Annotated in this window: 19 protein-coding genes and 1 tRNA gene; 9 read left to right on the top strand and 11 right to left on the bottom strand. The window is 66.0% G+C overall.

The genetic code is table 11. The features are described 5' to 3' along the window. Window positions 1–184 (bottom strand): hypothetical protein (locus GGR33_RS25750; protein ID WP_210302115.1); only part of this gene is annotated, 184 nt, incomplete at its 3' end. Between the two features lie 578 nt (window positions 185–762). Beyond that, complete coding sequence (locus tag GGR33_RS19615) at window positions 763–1,704, bottom strand: LysR family transcriptional regulator (protein ID WP_183508398.1); 942 nt, start codon at window positions 1,702–1,704, stop codon at window positions 763–765. Between the two features lie 233 nt (window positions 1,705–1,937). Between GGR33_RS19615 and GGR33_RS19620 the strand changes: the two genes are divergently transcribed. Genes GGR33_RS19620 through GGR33_RS19635 form a run of 4 tightly spaced genes read left to right on the top strand, consistent with a single transcriptional unit; the run spans window position 1,938 to window position 6,293 of the window. Then, entirely contained in the window at window positions 1,938–3,275 is a 1,338-nt protein-coding gene (locus tag GGR33_RS19620) for a dicarboxylate/amino acid:cation symporter (RefSeq protein ID WP_183508401.1), read from the top strand. A 59-nt stretch (window positions 3,276–3,334) separates the two neighbouring features. Next, on the top strand, window positions 3,335–4,765 hold the full coding sequence (gene leuC, locus GGR33_RS19625; protein ID WP_183508403.1) for a 3-isopropylmalate dehydratase large subunit: 1,431 nt from the start codon (window positions 3,335–3,337) through the stop codon (window positions 4,763–4,765). A gap of 3 nt (window positions 4,766–4,768) precedes the next feature. Beyond that, window positions 4,769–5,380: a 3-isopropylmalate dehydratase small subunit gene (leuD, locus tag GGR33_RS19630; protein WP_183508405.1), complete on the top strand. Its 612-nt coding sequence runs from the start codon at window positions 4,769–4,771 to the stop codon at window positions 5,378–5,380. A 19-nt stretch (window positions 5,381–5,399) separates the two neighbouring features. Further along, a complete protein-coding gene (locus GGR33_RS19635; RefSeq protein WP_183508900.1) occupies window positions 5,400–6,293 on the top strand; it encodes an alpha/beta fold hydrolase in 894 nt (297 codons plus the stop codon). Window positions 6,294–6,451: 158 nt separating this feature from the next. Here GGR33_RS19635 and GGR33_RS19640 read toward each other — a convergent pair whose 3' ends face one another. The 6 genes from GGR33_RS19640 to GGR33_RS19665 form a co-directional block, all read right to left on the bottom strand. Continuing rightward, window positions 6,452–7,153 (bottom strand): SDR family NAD(P)-dependent oxidoreductase, encoded by a 702-nt coding sequence (locus GGR33_RS19640; RefSeq protein WP_183508407.1) that lies wholly within the window; start codon window positions 7,151–7,153, stop codon window positions 6,452–6,454. Between the two features lie 43 nt (window positions 7,154–7,196). Next, entirely contained in the window at window positions 7,197–7,595 is a 399-nt protein-coding gene (locus GGR33_RS19645) for a DUF6634 family protein (RefSeq protein WP_183508409.1), read from the bottom strand. Beyond that, window positions 7,588–7,782, bottom strand: a complete 195-nt coding sequence (locus GGR33_RS19650) for a hypothetical protein (RefSeq protein ID WP_183508411.1) — start codon at window positions 7,780–7,782, stop codon at window positions 7,588–7,590. Before GGR33_RS19650 ends, GGR33_RS19645 begins: the two co-directional genes overlap by 8 nt. Next, window positions 7,782–9,914 (bottom strand): AAA family ATPase, encoded by a 2,133-nt coding sequence (locus GGR33_RS19655; protein WP_183508412.1) that lies wholly within the window; start codon window positions 9,912–9,914, stop codon window positions 7,782–7,784. The genes GGR33_RS19650 and GGR33_RS19655 overlap by 1 nt, the downstream gene beginning before the upstream one ends. Window positions 9,915–10,610: 696 nt before the next feature. Next, window positions 10,611–10,684, bottom strand: a tRNA-Gln gene (locus tag GGR33_RS19660). Between the two features lie 192 nt (window positions 10,685–10,876). Continuing rightward, window positions 10,877–11,137 carry a hypothetical protein gene (locus GGR33_RS19665; RefSeq protein ID WP_183508414.1) on the bottom strand — a complete coding sequence of 87 codons (261 nt, stop codon included), beginning with the start codon at window positions 11,135–11,137 and terminating at the stop codon, window positions 10,877–10,879. A 236-nt stretch (window positions 11,138–11,373) separates the two neighbouring features. Here GGR33_RS19665 and GGR33_RS19670 point away from each other — a divergent pair, with 236 nt between their 5' ends. The 3 genes from GGR33_RS19670 (at window position 11,374) to GGR33_RS19680 (ending at window position 12,207) form a co-directional block, all read left to right on the top strand. Continuing rightward, on the top strand, window positions 11,374–11,580 hold the full coding sequence (locus tag GGR33_RS19670) for a hypothetical protein (RefSeq protein WP_183508416.1): 207 nt from the start codon (window positions 11,374–11,376) through the stop codon (window positions 11,578–11,580). A gap of 104 nt (window positions 11,581–11,684) precedes the next feature. Beyond that, window positions 11,685–11,876, top strand: coding sequence for a hypothetical protein (locus tag GGR33_RS19675; protein ID WP_183508418.1), 192 nt, complete (start codon window positions 11,685–11,687; stop codon window positions 11,874–11,876). 34 nt (window positions 11,877–11,910) lie between these two features. Continuing rightward, window positions 11,911–12,207, top strand: coding sequence for a hypothetical protein (locus tag GGR33_RS19680; RefSeq protein WP_183508902.1), 297 nt, complete (start codon window positions 11,911–11,913; stop codon window positions 12,205–12,207). A gap of 92 nt (window positions 12,208–12,299) precedes the next feature. On the opposite strand, the gene GGR33_RS19685 is transcribed toward GGR33_RS19680, so the two are convergent. After that, on the bottom strand, window positions 12,300–12,716 hold the full coding sequence (locus GGR33_RS19685; RefSeq protein WP_183508421.1) for a hypothetical protein: 417 nt from the start codon (window positions 12,714–12,716) through the stop codon (window positions 12,300–12,302). Between the two features lie 211 nt (window positions 12,717–12,927). Here GGR33_RS19685 and GGR33_RS19690 point away from each other — a divergent pair, with 211 nt between their 5' ends. Then, the gene (locus GGR33_RS19690; RefSeq protein ID WP_183508423.1) at window positions 12,928–13,710 is read left to right on the top strand and encodes a phosphodiester glycosidase family protein; all 783 of its coding nucleotides are present in this window, start codon (window positions 12,928–12,930) and stop codon (window positions 13,708–13,710) included. A 40-nt stretch (window positions 13,711–13,750) separates the two neighbouring features. Here GGR33_RS19690 and GGR33_RS19695 read toward each other — a convergent pair whose 3' ends face one another. Then, window positions 13,751–14,125: a hypothetical protein gene (locus tag GGR33_RS19695; protein ID WP_183508425.1), complete on the bottom strand. Its 375-nt coding sequence runs from the start codon at window positions 14,123–14,125 to the stop codon at window positions 13,751–13,753. Further along, the gene (locus GGR33_RS19700) at window positions 14,112–15,230 is read right to left on the bottom strand and encodes an NADH:flavin oxidoreductase/NADH oxidase (RefSeq protein ID WP_183508427.1); all 1,119 of its coding nucleotides are present in this window, start codon (window positions 15,228–15,230) and stop codon (window positions 14,112–14,114) included. The genes GGR33_RS19695 and GGR33_RS19700 overlap by 14 nt, the downstream gene beginning before the upstream one ends. A gap of 113 nt (window positions 15,231–15,343) precedes the next feature. On the opposite strand from GGR33_RS19700, the gene GGR33_RS19705 reads away from it, so the two are divergent. Beyond that, a complete protein-coding gene (locus GGR33_RS19705; RefSeq protein ID WP_183508430.1) occupies window positions 15,344–15,898 on the top strand; it encodes a chlorite dismutase family protein in 555 nt (184 codons plus the stop codon). The last annotated feature ends 2 nt before the right edge of the window (window positions 15,899–15,900 follow it).

Here is a 15,900-nt window from a genome sequence, read left to right on the forward strand (position 1 = left end):
TTTTCGAGGGATCTGGTTTTTCGAACGGTCGTTCAGGAACGTCTTGAGGATCCGGCTGAGCAACTTCCTCAGCCGGCAGCGTCTCGCAAAGATCGTGAAGCCGCTGTTTTTGCGCATCAGGCGTGATGACGTCGATTTTGGATGGCGTCGTCGGTGGAATATTGTCGTTATCCGCAATCGACATAAACTTGAATCAATCAAAGAGACAACAGACGCTCTGTGTTAACAGCGACATGTTCGCGATATCCAGCGATCACCGTCTCTAACGTGCCGCCTGATAACAGTGTGTTGGTGGCCTCAAAGCCATGTCGGTTACCACCTCGATGGGTCGGCTGAGGTCGGCATCGGTATGCCAAGGCGAGATAAGGCGGTTCAGGTCGGCCTCGACCAAGCGCGCGAGGATCGTCGGCCGCAGCGCAGGCACGGGCTGGGCCGCGATCGTCCGACGTCCGCTTCCGAGTAAAAGGGAGGCTCCTGCTCAGAACGACGGGATGTGCGCTCCGCGGCCGTAGGGCTGGCAGGTGGTCCGCTTTCGGGAGCCGCGCGATCGCGCGTGTATGTCTCGGCTGGGCGCGAAGCAGCCGGCTGGACCTGGCCGAAAGCGGAACGGCAGCTTGCGGCGGTACGAGCGAGGAGGCGGACATTGCACCGTTGGCGGCTCTCAAGCGCATCTCGTGACGCATTGAGCGAATTTCGGACGCACGCAAATAAGGGGCGTTCAAGCGCCCGCGAACGTTGGTTCATGGCTGCAACTTATTAATTTTACTGAGAAGACATATTGCCTGGACTTAAATCGCTGGTGTTGTCGAACACCAGCGTCCAGAACTTTTCGGCAGCTGGGCTCTGTCGTGTTCGCGGGCGATACAGCCTGATCTCAATCTCGACATCGGCTTGCCTGCCCAAGGCCCTGTGGAGACGTCCGCGCTCCAGATCGTCCGAAACGACGCTCAACGGCGCCCAGGCTACGCCATGGGCGTCGCGGGCCATGGCCACCAGGACCGAGGTCAGGTGAGACGCGAAGACCGGCCGCATCACCGTCTCGCTTCGCTCCATCGCCCGTGAGCTGGCGAGGATGCGGCCGAGGCCTGACTCGCCCGTATAGGTGAGCAGTGGGATCGGTGCCGCCGCGCCGCCGCCGAGGGCGAAGAGCGGCCCGGAACCGTCCGGCCGCGGCGCGCTCACGGGCAGCAGCCGGTCGACACCGAGATGGACCGAGCGGAACTGGTCCGAGGCCAGCATGTGCGTGGTGGCGGGGTGGTCGTGGCAGAGAAGGAACTGCGCCTCGCCGCGCAACATCATTTGCTCGCAAGCCGCCATATGCGCGGCCGTGAGATTAATCGTCGCCTGGATCTGCTCGAATCCCTCGATAGTCCTGATCCAGTTCGGGAAGAAGCTGACCGACAGCGTCTGCGTCGAGGCGATCCGCACGGTGGCCGCGGCCATCCGGCCGGCCTCGCGCGCCGCCTCGCGCCCCAGATAGAGCCGCCTCAGAGTTTCTTCCGCCACCGGCCTGAAGCGCTCGCCGGCGGGCGTGAGCGTGACCGGCAGCACGTCGCGGGTGAAGAGCGGGGCGCCGACCCAATCCTCCAGCGCGCGCACGCGCCGGCTGAAGGCGGGCTGGGTGATGCAGCGCTGCTCGGCCGCCCGCGAGAAATGGCCGAGATCGACCAGGGCGAGAAAGTCTTCGAGCCAGGCGGCATCCATGTCTCGACCCCTTCGGCGCGGCGAGGCCGCGTCGAAGCCCTGCTCCCTCGATCCTGGCCGAGGATGGCCGGCCCGACAGGACCGGTCAACGGCGCGCGCCGGGAGCCGGCATCACCTGATGCCGGATCGGCATTGGCTTTGTCGTGACGATTGGAGTTCTTCCAAAACAGACAACAAGAGCCCCTCGCACCGCATGGGGGAGCCAAAACAGAAACCGATCAGGGAGGTTTTCCGTGCAGGCCGTCGCCCAGGCTGAACGCAAGCCGTTCTACAGAAGTCTCTACGCCCAGGTCCTCGCCGGAATATTGGCGGGCGTCGTCCTCGGCTACGTCGACCCATCGCTCGGCGTCGACATGAAGCCGCTCGGCGACGTCTTCATCAAGATGATCAAGATGGTCATCGGACTGGTGATCTTCTGCACCGTCGTCGCCGGCATCAGCGGCATGAGCGACATGAAGAAGATGGGCCGGCTAGGCGGCAAGGCCCTGCTCTATTTCGAGGTGCTCTCGACGGCGGCCCTCGTCATCGGCGTCGTGGTCGGCAACCTCGTGCGGCCCGGCGCCGGCATGAACGCCGACCCGTCGAAGCTCGATGCCGGCGCCGTGGCGAAATATGCCGGCGCCGCCAAGGAACACGGCGCCGTCGACTTCCTGACGAGCATCGTGCCGCACACGGTCTTCGACGCGTTGGCCAAGGGCGAGATCCTGCCCGTGGTCTTCATCGCCGTGCTGTTCGGCTTCGTGCTTTCGAAGATGGGCGAGAGCGGCAAGCCGCTGCGCGACCTCGTCGATGCGGGCTCGCGCTGGGTGTTCGGCGTGATCAACGTCGTGATGCGCTTCGCGCCCTTCGGTGCCTTCGGCGCGATGGCCTACACGATCGGCAAGTTCGGCCTGGGCTCGCTCGGGCAGCTGCTCGGGCTGATCGGCACCTTCTATCTCACCGGCGCGATTTTCGTGTTCGGCATTCTCGGCCTCGTCTCCCTCTGGGGCGGCTTCAGCCTGTTCAAGCTGCTGCGCTACCTCAAGGAGGAGTTGCTGATCACGCTGGGCTCGTCCTCGTCGGATGCCGCGCTTCCTTCGCTGATGGAGAAGCTGGAGCATCTCGGCTGCTCGAAATCGGTCGTCGGCCTCGTCGTACCCACCGGCTACGTCTTCAACGCCGACGGCACCTGCATCTACATGACGCTCGCCGCCCTGTTCGTCGCCCAGGCGACCAACATCGACCTGACCCTGACCCAGCAGCTCGCCCTGTTCGGCGTGTCGCTGCTGACCTCGAAGGGCGCGAGCGGCATCACCGGCGCCGGCTTCATCGCGCTGGTCGGCACGCTCTCCGTGGTGCCGGCAATCCCGCTCGCCGGCATGGCGCTGATCCTCGGAATCGATCGCTTTATGAGCGAGGGCCGGGCCATCGTGAACATCATCGGCAATGCCGTCGCCGCCGTGGTGATGGCGAAGCTCGAAGGCGAGCTCGACATGGCCCGCATGCGCGACGTGCTCGATGGGCGCTTCGTCGAGGACTACCCGGTCGGCGGCGAAGCCGAGACCCCGACCCGCGCCGCCCTGGCCGTCTGACCATTCTTCCGAGGCGCGGCCGTCCCGCCGCGTCTCGCCTTGCCTCAGGACTCGAGACGATGTCGCCCCGCACCCTCTACGACAAGATCATCGACAGCCACGCCGTCGCGCGCCTCGACGAAAGCTCGGGTCCTGGCGCCGAGGTGCTGCTCTACATCGATCGCACCATCCTCAACGAATACACCAGCCCCCAGGCCTTCAGCGGCCTGCGCGAGGCCGGGCGCCGGGTCTGGCGGCCGGACGCGGCGTTGATGGTCGTCGACCACGTGAACCCGACTGCGCCCCAGCGGAACGCCGAGATGCCGGATGCCGGGGGCGCTAACCAGGTGCGCTACTTCGCCGAGAACAGCCGCGATTTCGGCATCGAACTGCTCGACGTGCTGCACCCGCTCCAGGGCATAGAGCACGTCGTCGCGCCCGAGCTCGGCTTCGTCCTGCCGGGAATGGTGATCGGCGCGGGCGACAGCCACACCACCACCTACGGTGCGCTGGGCTGCCTCGGGTTCGGCATCGGCACCTCGGATATCGAGCACTACCTCGCCACCTCGACGCTCCGCTATCGCCGGATGAAGACGATGCGGGTGACGCTGAACGGCGCCCTCCCGCCGGGCGTGACGGCCAAGGACGTGGTGATGGCCCTGATCCGCACGATCGGCGCTTCCGGCGCCACGGGCTACGCGATCGAATTCGCCGGCGACGGTATCGCGGCGCTCTCGGTCGAGGGCCGGATGACCATCTGCAACATGGCCGTTGAGGCGGGCGCCCGCGGGGTGATCATGGCGCCCGACCAGGCCGTGTTCGACTACCTCGCCGACAAGCCGCGGGCACCGAAGGGGGATCTCTGGGACCATGCCGTGGAGCACTGGTCGGGCCTGCGCGGCGATGCCGATGCCGTCTTCGACCGTGAGGTCCGGCTGGAGGCCTCCGAGATCGAGCCCCTGGTCACCTGGGGCATCAGCCCCGACCAGGCCGTGCCCATCGGCGAGCGGGTGCCCGACCCGTCGGCGGAGCCCGATGTGGCGCGGCGCAAGGACATGCAGCGCGCTCTCGCCTACATGGATCTCACCCCCGGCACCGCCCTGGAGGAGGTCGCGATCCAGCGGGCCTTCATCGGCTCCTGCACCAATGCGCGCCTGTCCGATCTGCGGGAAGCCGCCGCCATCGTCCGCGGCCGGCACGTCGCTGCGGGGGTGCGCGGCATGGTGGTGCCCGGCTCGTCCAGCGTGCGCCGCGCCGCCGAGGCCGAGGGGTTGGACCGCGTCTTCATCGATGCGGGCTTCGAATGGCGCCAGTCCGGCTGCTCGCTCTGCCTCGCCATGAACGACGACGTGCTGGAGCCCGGCGAGCGCTGCGCATCCAGCACCAACCGCAACTTCGAGGGGCGCCAGGGCGCGGGCGGCCGCACCCACCTGATGAGCCCGGCCATGGTCGCCGCGGCGGCCGTCGCCGGCCATCTCACCGATGTCCGCCGCCTCGCCCGGGAGATCTGAACGATGCAGCCCTTCGACACAGTCACCGGCCCGGCCGCGTCTTTGCCCGCGGCCAATGTCGATACCGACGTGATCATGCCCAAACAATTCCTGAAAGGTATCGATCGCAGCGGGCTCGCCATCGGCGCCTTCCATACCCTGCGCTTCGACGCGGCCGGCGCACCGCGTCCCGACTTCGTGCTCAACCGGCCGGAATGGGCGGAGACGCGCTTCCTCGTGGTCGGCTCCAATTTCGGTTGCGGCTCCTCCCGAGAGCATGCGGTCTGGGGGCTGCTGCAGCTCGGCATCCGCGCCATCATCGGCACGAGCTTCGCCGGTATCTTCGCCGACAACGCCGCCAATAACGGGCTGCTCCTGATCAGCCTCGATCCGGAACGGGTCGGCATGCTCGCAGGCCTCGCCGCCGATCCGGAGCGCAACCGCCTCACCATCGACCTGCCCGGCCAGGTCATCCTCGCTGGTGATGCGACGCGCATGGCCTTCGACATCCCGGCGACGCGCAAGGACGCCCTGGTACGCGGGCTCGATGCGATCGGCACCACCCTCGATCAGGCCGGCGCGATCCGCGCCTTCGAGGAGCGCTATCACGCCGCCCGCCCCTGGCTCCTGCGCTGAGAACCCGACGATGGCCGAGATGGACCGCTTCCTAGCGGGTTTCGAACTCCGCGACATCGACGCGGACGGCATCCGCATCCGGGCCGCCACCGGCGGCTCTGGGCCGCCTTTGCTGCTGCTGCACGGTCACCCGCAGACGCATGCGACCTGGCACGCCGTCGCCCCGCGGCTCGCCGAGCGTTTCAGCGTCGTGGCGATGGATCTGCGCGGCTACGGCGATTCCGAGAAGCCCGAGGGCGGCGAGCGGCACGTCAATTATTCCAAGCGCGCCATGGCGGCCGATGCCGTTGCGGCCATGCGTACCCTCGGACACGAGCGTTTCGCCCTGGTCGGCCACGATCGCGGCGGCCGCGTCGCCCACCGCCTCGTCCTCGACCACCCGGACGCCGTCAGCCGGCTCGCGGTCTTCGACATCGCGCCGACGGCGACGATGTACGCGCGCACCGACAAGGCCTTCGCCACGGCCTATTTCTGGTGGTTCTTCCTGATCCAGCCGGCGCCGCTGCCGGAGCGCCTGATCGCGGCCGATCCGGAATTCTTCCTGCGCACCCATGTCGAGGGCCAGTCGAAGACGCCGGGCTCTCCGAGTCCCGAGCTCTTCGCCGAGTATCTGCGCGTCTACAGTGACCCGGCCACGCGCCACGCCATCTGCGAGGATTACCGCGCCGCCGCGACCATCGATCTCGAGCACGATGCCGCCGATGCGGACAAGCGCATCGAGGTGCCGCTGCTGGCGCTCTGGGGCGCCAAGGGGACGGTCGGGCGCACCTACGACGTGCTTGCGACCTGGCGCGAGAAAGCGCTCGACGTACGGGGCCACGCGCTCGAATGCGGGCACACGCTGCAGGAGGAGCGCCCGGATCTCGTGCTCGCGGCGCTGGAAGGCATTCTCAGCACCGAGTTCGCCGTGTGACCATCAGAAGGACCATCGGTAGCTGATAGCTAACCCGTGCACGTCTGCTTTCGGTCTTCGTTAATAGCTCGCCAAATGTCCAGACTGGGCGCGAAGCAGCCGTTGGCCCTACGAGGCGTTTGAAGGCGGCTGGGCCGAGAGGCGAGGTGTGAAGCTCGCTAGAAGCTTTCGACCCAAGGCCTGACCTCGATCTCCCAGGACCACGCACTCCGATGCTGGCGGAGGAGATCGACATATGTTTGGGCAATCGCATCAGGATGGAGAGTGCTGTCGGGCCGGTCTACCGGATCGGCATGGCCCACCGGACGGACGCCTCCATCGACGACAACATGCGCGACATGGATGCCCTTCGGAGCCAGCTCTCGCGCTGCGCTCTGCGCCAGCCCCCGCAGGGCGAACTTGCCCATCGCGAAGGGCGATGACAATGCGAAGCCCTTCACGCCGGCGGTCGCCCCGGTCAGCAAGATCGCGCCCTTGCCGGCCGGGATCATGCGCTTAGCCGCCTGCTGGACCGAATAGAAGGCTCCGAGCGCCGAGACCCCCACGGCCCGCTCGACCTCTCCAGGATCGAGATCCGCGATGGGGCCTCGTACCCGTCCGCTGGCGTTGTAGACCACGACCTCGGGCGCACCGATCTGGGCTTCGGTCTCGGCAAAGAGCCGCTCGACCCCAGTTGCATCGCCCGCGTCGACCTCGAGGGCGATGGCCCCCGTCTCCTCGACGAGCGGTGCCAGCTTGTCGGTGTTCCGCGCGGCAATGACAACCGGCAGGCCGGCCGATCGGAGAAGGCGGGTCAGGGATCCGCTGATGCCGGACCCTGCTCCGATGATCAGGGCGCTCCGATAGGGGATGTCCGTCATGCCTTCACCGTCCGGTAGTCGAAGGAAGCCTCGCGTATTGGGACTAGCATGTGGTGCTCGGTGGCGATCCTGCGAGACGCGGAGTGCCGAGCCGATAGAGCCGCGACGTCGTGCGTGCCCATGAGAGATCGAGGGCGAGGGCTCGAAGCGCACTCGTGTGGATGTTGGCGTTGCCGAGCAACGGATGGCCCGTCACCCGGCCGAGCAGCACGAAATATCCCCAGAGGGGATGCGCGACTTGCCACCAGTCGTCGAGGAGCGGCGCGCCGGCCAGGCTTTCATGCGTGGGTTCGCGCCCTTCCGCGATCGTCTGCATCTCCGAGGCCAGCGGTCCGCTTTCCAAGGGGGAACCGGGATCGAAAAACTCTGGCTGCAGGCACTCGTCATCAATGACAAGCTTGGGGCCGATCTTGGAGGCGAGACGTGAGATAGGGTCAGGCATCGCGGCCGCCTCCCTTTTCGACCTCGCGCAGCGCTTCTTCGAAGGCGGCGCGACGCCGGACGATGTCCGCCAAGCTCTCGATGACCGCTTCGCGGTCGACATCGAGGATCTCGCAGAGACCGTCGATCGCTTCCGCGAGCGGCTGCAATTCGCCGAGTTTCGGACCTTCCGGGGGAATGGCGAACATCACCGCCCCCCTTCCGAATTCAGGGCGTCCTGGGAAGCGGCCGCAGCCAGGATCCGTTCAACCTCGGCGCCAGCCAGATAACCATCGACCAAGAGAGCGTCCGCGATTGCCTCGACCTCCTTCCAGCGCTGCGTGAGGAGGACCCGAACGCGCTCTTCCGCGGCCAGCAACCGCTTGGCCACCAGTTCCAGGATGCCGTTCGGGACCAGCAGATCCCGCCCGGACACATCGACGAGAACCGGCCCCATTCCTCCAAGCCCGAACTTCGTCTCGATATCGCGTGCGAGCTCCGTCGCCTGCTGAAGGTCCGAGCCCCCGAGACCTCCAGCGCCGATCGAAGCCTCGCCAAAGCGGATCTGCTCCGAGACGCGGCCTGCGAGACAGACCTCCAGAATGGCTTCGAGCTGGGAAAGGGTGGAGCAGCCAGTGATCTGCTGGTCCCAGGCCAGAAGCCCGCCGCCATCGTTGAGAGAGACGTCGATGACCGCGTTGGATCGGACCGCGCGGCACGCGACGGCATGACCAGCCTCGTGGATGGCGACCCGATGCCGATGGTCTGCCGACAGCGGCGTGCTTCCCTCACGGACCTCAACCATCAGATCGTCGACGACGATCTCGCGCCCGGCGCGGCGCGCCCTTCCGCGTGCACGACGGACGAAGGCCTCGACATCGGCGCCTGTTCGGCCGCGGGCGGCAAGCGCGACCGGAGCCAGTGAGACGTCCGGCAACGCCTCCGCCCCCAGGTGATGGCGGAAGATCCGACCGAGCGTGGCGACGTCGGGCTTCTTAATCATGATCTCGCGATCGAGACGCCCCGCTCTTTTAACGGCCGCGTCGATCCGATCGGCATGGTTCGTTGCGGCGACGACGACGACCCCCGGGCGCTCCTCGACGCCGGCGAGCAGCTCCAAAAACAAATTCACGATCTGGGTCCAATACTGGATGTACTCACCCCGGATCTGCGAGCGGTCAGAGATCCCATCGAGTTCGTCGATGAAGAGGATGCAGGGCGCCTGCGCTCGCGCGCGGGCGAACGCGTTCCGGATCGCTTGAAGCGTGCCGCTCATGTAGTCGGCGGAATTCCACTCTGCGACGCTGGTCGCGACGAGCGGAACGCGGGCGCTCTTCGCCAAAGCCCTGGCGAAACTCGTCTTCCCGACCCCGGGCGGTCCCGACAGAAGGAGCCCGCGATTGTCGATGTCGGACCAGTCGATCTGGCCGTTACGATAGTCGTTCAGGTCCCGTGCGAGATCCAGGCCCCAATCTCTGGCACCCCCGTAACCGTGCAACTCCTCGAGTGACGGGCCGTATTCGAGGTAGTCGGCCTTCTGTGACAGCACCCGCGCGATCGCGTCGATGCCATCGTCGGCAGAACGCACATTGCGGAGAGCGACCGGGAGATCGCCAATGTCCAGCGTCCGAAGCAGCGCGTCGTCGATCCGGCGTGTCGGGACGTCCCCCGTGACGGCTTCGACCATCAGGGCAATCGCGCCATGGTCGATCGGCGGAAGGACGAGGCGATGCTCGGTAGAGCGCAGAAGGTCCCGCGGCAGTTGACGCTTCGGGTCGGGAGCGATCCCGATGAGCGCGGCGCCCGCGTGAAGCGCGGCGCCGATGGCCGCGTTGCCGATGTCGGGAGAATGCTCTCTGCCGGACCCGTCACGAACGACGAGGCCGACCTGGTCGCGTCTGAGGTCGTGGTACTTCGAGCCGTTCAACTCCTTCACGAAAGCGCCCGTCGCGAGCGCGCATTTCTCCATCACGTATCGCGTCGCATCGATTAGCTCCGGCATGTGGGTGGCAATGGTCACGACCGGGTTCTCGCGGCGCAGCCGGCGAAGAACGTCAGGGTCAGCCTCGATGGCGCGAGCGACCAGGACGGCGGTCAGCGCCCGGCCGGGAGCCAGCGGCAGGTGCTCCGACTTCCGGTCGGGTTCGTCCAACGCGACCATCCGTTCGACCGGATCATCGTCGTCGATGAATGCAACGGAGCTCGCCATTGCCTCGTGCCGGCGGCGTTCGCGTTCGCCGAGGGCAAGTCTCTTCAGGAAGGCTTGGGCGAGGGTATCGGTTGGCGGCACCACCGGATCCGGCGCACAGGCAACGATGTCGTCGAGGTAGTCGTCGAGCATGCGGATCTCCCGCGATCGCGCATCGGCGCAATCGTCAGCTTGAGGGCTGGATCGGATGATCGACGTGGCTGGCTCGATCAGATCGAGCGCTCGGCGGACGTCGCCTTCAGGAGATCGCCTGCTTCATAGGCGATAGCGGCTAATAGAACATATCAAGAACATTGACAACGGTACGCGCCGTTTTTTTCACGCCGCCGTTCATGCGAAAGATTTCGCCTGTTCGACGACGCCAACTGATGCTGTCCCGGATTGCATATCCGATTGCTAGCGACGGGCCCGGACCCTTCCTTTACACCCGAAGCACGCCCCAGACATGGAGCCCGTGCCAAACCGGCTCAGGGTCGCGCACTGGTGTTCCAGGACCCACGTTCGGATTGAGTCGCTCTTAGGTGTGGATGCAAAGACCACGCTGCATCGGCATACCGAGCCAGATGAGTCGGTCTTAACTGCGGAGCCTCAGAAGGCCAATTTCAACGGCGAAGAGCACGTTATTACTTGCCGTTACATTGGCGCATCAGGCTGCCTCGCGCGCAACAAATATGTAGTCGCGCTACAAAAATCAATTTTTATGAGCAATCAGAGCTTCGAACCAATATAAATCTAGGTTTATACTGAGTTGTTATTATCGGATTTATTGAGTCGATGTTAGGTGTGGAATGAGTCGGTCTTAGGTGCGGCCGATAGAGGGTTTAGAAGTGGCTGGGGGACGAGGATTCGAACCTCGACTAGAGGAGTCAGAGTCCACTGTTCTACCGTTAAACTATCCCCCACCGCCGAGAGCGGATGCTGCTCTCGAAACCCACCGTCGGGCACCGGCTTCGATGAGTTCATCGTCGGCCGGTCGGCGTAGCTCGGGCCGTTTAAGGGCTTCGCTGCCGCTTGTCCAGCCCAAGCTGTCCGGGTTCGGTCCGACGCCGCGACGGCCCTGTGGGAGAAGCAGGCGACGGGGCGGTCGCGTTCGGTCAGTCCGCCATTTCGGCAGGCCGGACACCATCGGTGACGGCAGGTACGACCGACGACATGCGACGCGCATGGTCGAGCACGCGCCAGGCAGCTTTGCGCGCGTTGACGGCACGCAGTTCGGGCCGGGGCATGCCGTCGACCCGTGCAGTGCGCGCAAGCGTTCGCAGGAAGCGAGCGTCGGCTGCGGCACGTGCACGGATCGCGGCAACCGGCCCGTTGGTCACGGCGCCGGTGAGTTCGTCTGAGATGGGGGCGGTCATTGGCGGTCGTCCACAGGACCGGCAGATGCCGCGTCCCGATATGACCTCGGCTTCTGTCACGCAATTCAGTGTTCGGCAATGATTCTATTCGGGTGTTTTCTACGGACCCGGCATCAAATTTTTGCATACCCAGACAATTAAAGTATTCGGCAACGACGCCGTTAACCGTGACGAATCGAGTCGCGGGCTGCACCGACCGGGGTGCATCGCACCAGGGGACGTGGCAGAAAGCCGTCATGGTCCCCGTTCTCGGCATCGTCCTGACCGGCGTTCTTCTGCTGATGGTGCTCTGGCGCAGGCACCTCGGCTCGCTGATGCAGGTCGCCAGCCTCGTCGCGGCGTTGCTGCTGATGATCTGGCTGCAGGATAACGGTTATCTCCGTACCAAAGGCCAACCACCGTCCGCTGCGGACCGCTCCATGCCGATGAGTGCGCCGCGTTAGAGCGCGTTTCGACGACAGGCCGCCGCTTGCTCGAACGATGGCCCGCCTGTGATAGGAGGGAGCGATTGCCCTGCGGATGGGCAGACCACCTCCTTGGAGACGTCATGCGCAACCTCCTCGTTCTCTTGATCGTCCTCGGCGCGGGCTTCGTGCTCGTCGGGATGTACGTTGCTCCCAATCAGCCGCAGTTGCGCGACTGGTACCTCGCCAATGCCTGTCAGTCGCTGGACAAGGTCAGCCCGCAGATCTGCGCCCCGATCCGCAGGGCCGATACGAACGGCTCCGACAAGACCTGATCCTCGCCGCGGCGGATGGATCGGGGTGAGCGGTGTGACGAGGGCGCTGAACTGGTTCTTTCGTGATCGCGCCACGGGCGAGATCGTGATCGCTCAGTGGCCGAACCTCCCGCTCTGGATCTTCGCCGGGGCTGCGGTGTTCACTTGGATCATCGAGGCCTCGGCCTGGCAGGCTCCGCCTTGGCTCACCATCACCCTGTCACTCGTCTCGATGGCGAGCCTCGCTTGGTGGGCCATCGACGAGGTCCTGCGCGGGGTAAACCCCTGGCGGCGCTGCCTTGGAGGCACGGTTTTGCTGTTCGGGTTGCTGCGCCTGTCTCACACGCTGTGAGGTTTTCGGGCTCACGACGCCCTGATCCAAACAAGAAAAAGGGCCGCTCGAGCGACCCCTCTTCTCGTGTTCTCGAAGTGCGAAGCTTCAGCTCAGTAGCAGCGCTGCACCAAGACCCGGCGATAGCCATAGGGCGTCCAGCGCAGGCGCGGGACGGCGTAGCAGCCACCGCCACCATACCCGTAACCGTACCCGTCATAGCCGACGTTCGAGTATCCGTAGGGGTAGCCGTAGCCGTAATAGCCTCCGTAGAGCCCGCCTGCGGCGAGGCCGAGGCCGAGGCCCAGACCGCCATAGCCCAAGCCGCGACCGCGCCAGCCGTAGCCGCGATAGCCGCCACCCCAGCCGGGCCGGAAGCCGCCTCCGAAGCCTGCGCCGCGGAAGCCACCGAAGCCGCCGCCATGGAATCCACCGCCGTGGAAACCGCCGAAGCCGCGCGCTTCCGCCGTGGCCGGCAGGGCAGCGAGCGCGCCGGCCACCAGGGCCGATGCCAGAATTACCCGTTTCATGATGCCATCTCCGAGGAGTTCCTCCCCCACCAGCCCATCAAACGTGCAACCCATGAAAACGGTTCATGCGGCATGCGGTCCCGGTTGCTGCTGCCGTCGTTCTCGGTTGCAGGGGCGCGCGACGGTCTTGAAAATGGCCGCGTTTTGCGGCGAGGAAAGCGTGGCCGGATCGGGTCGAGGACTCGTCGGGGCCGGAAGCGGGACTTCAGGGATGCGCTCACGTCTTGCTGGACTAGCGATCGGCTTCTGCGGCCTGGCGACCTTGTCCGCGGCAGCGCGCGAGGGGAGCGGAGCCCCCGCCGCATCGATTGCCGCCCCGGCCGCCAAGGGGCCGTGCCGCGCGACCGTTTCCGAGAACGAGACCTACACGGTCTGCGTCGTGGATCTGAGGCGCGAGCGGGTGCGCCTGTTCTGGCTCGGTGCCGACGGCACGCCCTACGCCTCGCTGTCGGGCCTGGCGCGGCAGCAGGGGCCGGCACTGAGCTTCGCCATGAATGCCGGAATGTACGACAAGGATCAGGCTCCGGTCGGGCTCTATATCGAGGAAGGGCGCGAGCTGAAGCGCGTCTCGACCGCCAACGGGCCGGGCAATTTCCACCTCAAGCCCAACGGTATTTTCTACGTGAAGGGAGACCGCGCCGGCGTGCTCGATACGGCACGCTACCTCAAGGCGAAGCCGAAGCCCGACTTCGCGACGCAATCCGGCCCGATGCTCGTGATCGACGGCAAGATCCACCCGAAGATCTCGGAGGATGGTCCGAGCCAGAAGGTACGCAACGGCGTGGGCGTGCGCGACGACGGGCGTACGGCGATCTTCGCGATCTCGGAGCGCCCTGTCAGCTTCGGTGCGTTCGCCAGGCTGTTCAAGGACGACCTCGGCTGCCGCAACGCGCTGTTTCTCGACGGATCGGTCTCGAGCCTCTACGCACCGGGCCTCGGCCGCTCGGATCTCAGCCGCCCGCTCGGGCCGCTGGTGGGGGCAGTGCCACGCTGAGCTCGGCATTGCCTCACTCACCACGGCGGGGCGGTGCACGTCATGCCTCCCGGACGCGATCTCCGAAGGCCTTCTTCAACGCGGATTTCACCGCGAGCCCGATCGCCTCGCGCGAGGTGACCCGAACCCTCGGCATCTGCGCTCCAACCGCGCTGGCGGGGTCCAGCGTGAAGTCGAGCCGATGATCACCGATCGCCAGCGCCTGGACCCCGTCGCGCTGGGTCAGCTCTTCACCCAGAAACTCCAGGCTCGCGCCAGCGGCATCGATCTGTACGATGAAGTAGCCGGCAGGCTCCGCCTCGTCGTCGGCGCCGGAGATCAGGCAGAGACCGTTCTCATCGTCGATGCGCACGCGCTCGACCGTGAAGGCGACGACGTCCTCGGGAACCGCTCCATTTCCTTCAGCGCTGGCCAAACTGCGTGTCCTTGAAGAGCTGTTTGAGGTCGCGCGGCTGGCAGCGCCAGTACTGCTTCGGCGCATGGACGTTGGCGCCGAGCTCGGCCGCAGCGTGCCAGGGCCAGCGTGGATCGTAGAGTATGGCGCGGGCGAGCGAGATCGCATCCGCCTTATCCTCGGCGAGGATCTCTTCGGCCTGGCGGGGCTCGGTGATGAGGCCGACGGCGATGGTGGACAGGCCCGTCTCGGCCTTGATGCGCTCGGCGAACGGCACCTGGTAGCCCGGCCCCAGCGCGATCTTCTGCTGGTTCGAGAGGCCGCCGCTGGAGACGTGGATCGCCGACGCGCCATGGGCCTTCAGCGCCTGGGCGAACACGACGGTTTCGTCGAGGCTCCAGCCATCCTCGACCCAGTCGGTCGCCGAAACGCGCAGCCAGACGGGCTTGCCGGCCGGAACGACCTCGCGGACCGCATCGAAGACTTCGAGAGGGAAGCGCATGCGGTTCTGCAGGCTGCCGCCATAGGCATCGGCTCGCTGGTTGGAGAGGGGCGAGAGAAATTGATGGAGCAGGTAGCCATGCGCACCGTGCACCTCGACCGCGTCGATGCCTAGCCGCATGGCCCGCTTGGCCGTGGCGACGAAGTCGTCGCGGATTTTCTCGAGATCGGAGGCGCTCAGGGCGTGAGGCGGCACCTCGCCGTCGCCATGCGGGATCGGCGAGGGAGCCACGGTGCGCCAGCCATGTGGGCTTTCCGGCGGGATCTGCGCACCGCCGGCCCAGGGAGCATCGCTCGATGCCTTGCGACCGGCATGGGCGAGTTGGATGCAGGTCGGGATTGGCGAATAGGCGCGGATCGCGTCGAGCACCCGGTCGAGCGCGCGCTCGCAGCCGTCGGAGTAGAGCCCGAGATCCCAATCGGTGATGCGCGCCTCGGGCGAGACGGCCGTGGCCTCCAGCGTGAGCAGCCCGGCGCCCGACATGGCGAGCTGGCCGAGATGCATCATGTGCCAGTCGGAGGCCTCGCCGGCCGACGCCGAATATTGGCACATCGGCGCAATCAGGATGCGGTTGTCGAGATCGAGATCGCCGAGGCGAAGCGGCGTGAACAGGCGTGGCGACATCGAGTCTCCGGGGATAGGCCGCACGGTCGACGACGGCGCTTCGGGATGACGCGAACGTAACGCTCGGCACGAAACTAGCGAAGGCCTGCCAGGACAATTCAGATGAGCAGCTCATGACCTCGCCGCTTCCCGTCGCCTTCGCAGCGGGCACATCCGGCATCTGGCAGATCGAGACCGTGAAGGCCGTGATCGGCGATGGCCTGCCGGCGGCCACGCGCCTCTCGGTCATCGAAGACGTCGGTCGGGCCGCTCGTGCCGACTGCGCCTGGGTCCTGCGAGGCGTGACCAGCAACATCCGCTACACCAACCGACGGGAGGCGGACGCGCTAGCCTCGCAGCAGCAAGGCCTCCACCGACCGGAGGCTGTGCGTGCCGCATTGATCCCGATTCGAAAGAATGCGGCGTGGTGGGCGTTGACGCAGGACGAGCGCCGCGCCGTCTTCGAAGAGCAGTCGCGGCATATCGGCATCGGCATGACGGTTCTGCCAGGCGTTTCGCGGCGCCTTCATCACGCTCGCGACCTCGGCGGCCCGTTCGATTTTCTCACCTGGTTCGAATACGCGCCGGCACAGGCGGATGCTTTCGAGACGATGGTTGCGCAGCTGCGCGCGACTCCCGAATGGCGCTACGTCGACTGGGAGGTCGACATTCGCCTGACCCGTGCGTGAGG

The organism is Methylobacterium brachythecii (assembly GCF_014196345.1).
Classification (GTDB): Bacteria; Pseudomonadota; Alphaproteobacteria; order Rhizobiales; family Beijerinckiaceae; genus Methylobacterium; species Methylobacterium brachythecii.